1 protein-coding gene and 1 pseudogene are annotated in these 2,729 nt (G+C 76.0%); both read left to right on the top strand.

Annotated features, from left to right (window positions below):
* Positions 1–2,289: SCO1167/SCO6262 family helicase (locus M8J74_RS34040; protein WP_249840137.1), on the top strand; the 2,289-nt coding region annotated here is incomplete at its 5' end.
* Positions 2,286–2,729 (top strand): annotated as a pseudogene (locus tag M8J74_RS34045) (SWIM zinc finger family protein); the annotation flags it as partial. The gene M8J74_RS34040 and the pseudogene M8J74_RS34045, both read left to right, overlap by 4 nt.

A 2,729-nucleotide genomic window follows, 5' to 3' on the forward strand; every position in this document is an offset into this window, starting at 1 on the left:
CTGCCCCGCACCCCGGCCGCCCCCCACGCCTGTGGCAGGCCGTTCGCGGACCGCCGCCCGCAGCGCCTGCCCGACGCCCACGGCTGGGCCGCGGAGGTCGCCGCCGGCATGGACGCGGGCGTGCGCGTCTCCCTGCGCCTGGACCTGTCCGCCTACGAACTGTTCGACGGCGAGGAGTCGGTGCGCACCGCGGGCGCCGCGATCGTCCAGGTGCACAGCCTCGCCGACCCCACCCTCGTCGTCGACGCGGCGGCCCTGTGGGCGGGCGAGGCGGACGCCGCGTTCGGCCCACGCGCACGCGTGGACGCCGCCCTCGCCGTGCGGCGCGCCGCACGCATCTGGCCGCCGCTGGACCGGCTCGCCGAACAGGACGTGCCCGACGTCCTCGCCCTGCACGACGAGGAGCTGGGCGACCTGCTCGGGGTGGCGGCGACACGTCTCGCGGCGGCCGGCGTCGCCGTGCACTGGCCCCGCGATCTCGCCCAGGACCTCTCCGCGGCCGCCGTGGTACGCCCCGCCCCGGGCTCGGCGACGGACGGCACCGGCTTCTTCGAGAGCGAGGAACTGCTCCAGTTCCGCTGGCAGTTGGCGCTCGGCGGCGACCCGCTCACCGAGGCCGAGATGGACACCCTGGCCGAGGCGCACCGCCCGGTGGTCCGTCTCCGGGACCGCTGGGTGCTGGTCGACCCGGCCCTGGTGCGCCGGGCCCGCAAGCGGGAACTGGGCCTGCTCGACCCGGTCGACGCGCTGTCCGTCGCCCTCACCGGCAGCGCGGAGGTCGACGGCGAGACCGTCGAGGCGGTCCCGGCCGGCGCCCTGGCCGCCCTGCGCGACCGCCTCACCGCCGGGGTGCGCCCCGCCGAACCCCCGGCCGACCTGCACGCCACCCTGCGGGACTACCAGCTGCGCGGCCTGGCCTGGCTGGACCTCATGACCTCCCTCGGCCTCGGCGGCTGCCTCGCCGACGACATGGGCCTCGGCAAGACGATCACGGTCATCGCGCTGCACCTCAAGCGCGCCCACCGCGAGCCGACCCTGGTCGTCTGCCCGGCCTCCCTGCTCGGCAACTGGCAGCGGGAGATCAGCCGCTTCGCGCCCGGCGTCCCCGTCCGCCGCTTCCACGGCCCCGACCGCAGCCTGGACGACCTGACCGGCGGCTTCGTCCTCACCACCTACGGCACCATGCGGACGACGGCGCCGCGGCTGGCCGAGCAGCGCTGGGGCATGGTCGTCGCGGACGAGGCCCAGCACGTGAAGAACCCGTACTCGGCGACGGCCAAGGCGCTGCGCACCATCCCGTCCCCGGCGCGCGTGGCCCTGACGGGCACGCCCGTCGAGAACAACCTCTCCGAGCTGTGGGCCCTGCTCGACTGGACCACGCCCGGACTCCTGGGCCCCCTGAAGTCCTTCCGCGCCCGGCACGCGCGCGCGGTGGAGAACGGCGAGGACGCGGAGGCCGTCGAGCGGCTCGCCCGTCTGGTCCGCCCCTTCCTGCTGCGCCGCAAGAAGTCCGACCCGGGCATCGTCCCCGAGCTGCCGCCCAAGACGGAGACGGACCACCCGGTGCCGCTCACCCGCGAACAGGCCGCGCTGTACGAGGCGGTGGTCCGGGAGTCGATGCTGGCCATCGAGACGTCGGAGGGCATCGCGCGCAGGGGCCTGGTGCTGAAGCTGCTGGGCGCCCTGAAGCAGATCTGCAACCACCCCGCGCTGTACCTGAAGGAGGAGACGGCCGCGGTGTCCGACGGCCGCCTGCTCGCCCGCTCCGGCAAACTCGCCCTCCTGGACGAGCTGTTGGACACGCTGCTCGCCGAGGACGGCTCGGCGCTCGTCTTCACCCAGTACGTCGGCATGGCCCGGCTGATCACCGCCCATCTCGCCGCCCGCGCGGTCCCGGTGGACCTGCTGCACGGCGGCACGCCCGTGCCCGAGCGGGAACGCATGGTGGACCGTTTCCAGAGCGGTGCGACCCCGGTGCTGGTGCTGTCTTTGAAGGCGGCGGGCACCGGCCTGAACCTCACCCGCGCGGGCCATGTCGTCCACTTCGACCGCTGGTGGAACCCGGCCGTGGAGGAGCAGGCCACCGACCGTGCCTACCGCATCGGCCAGACCCAGCCGGTGCAGGTGCACCGCCTCATCACGGAGGGCACGGTCGAGGACCGCATCGCCGAGATGCTGGAGGCCAAGCGGGCCCTGGCCGACGCCGTCCTCGGCTCCGGCGAGTCGGCGCTGACCGAGCTGACCGACCGTGAACTGACCGATCTCGTGTCGCTCAGGAGGCCGTCATGACCCCGAGCCCGGCGGACGAGGCCCGCCGCGCCCTGCGGGAGGCACGGGAGCGACGGCTCCGGGACGAGGAGGAGGGCGCCGGGGCCGGGACGACGGCCGCCCCGGACACGGGGGAGGGGACCGTGCCCGACCAAGCCGTCGAGGAGCCGTCCGCGGGGCCCGGGCATGCCGAGGCACGACCCGGTGACGCCGCCCGTGCGGCCCTGCGACGGGCCCTCGCCGCCGACGCACCCGCCGGCGGGGAACCGGCCGCGGAGGACGACGCCCCGGACGGGGGAGAGGCGCAGCCCTCCGCCGACCGCGTGGAGGAGCCGTCGAGCGCGGCTTCCGGTGTGCGGTCGGGCCGGGGCGCCGACGCCGCGCGGGAAGCACTGCGGGCCGCCCGCAGCAAGGCACGGCGGGACGACGAGAGCGGCGAGCCGACGGGCGGCCGCCCCGCG

The organism is Streptomyces panaciradicis (assembly GCF_023516615.1).
Lineage (GTDB): Bacteria > Actinomycetota > Actinomycetes > Streptomycetales > Streptomycetaceae > Streptomyces > Streptomyces panaciradicis.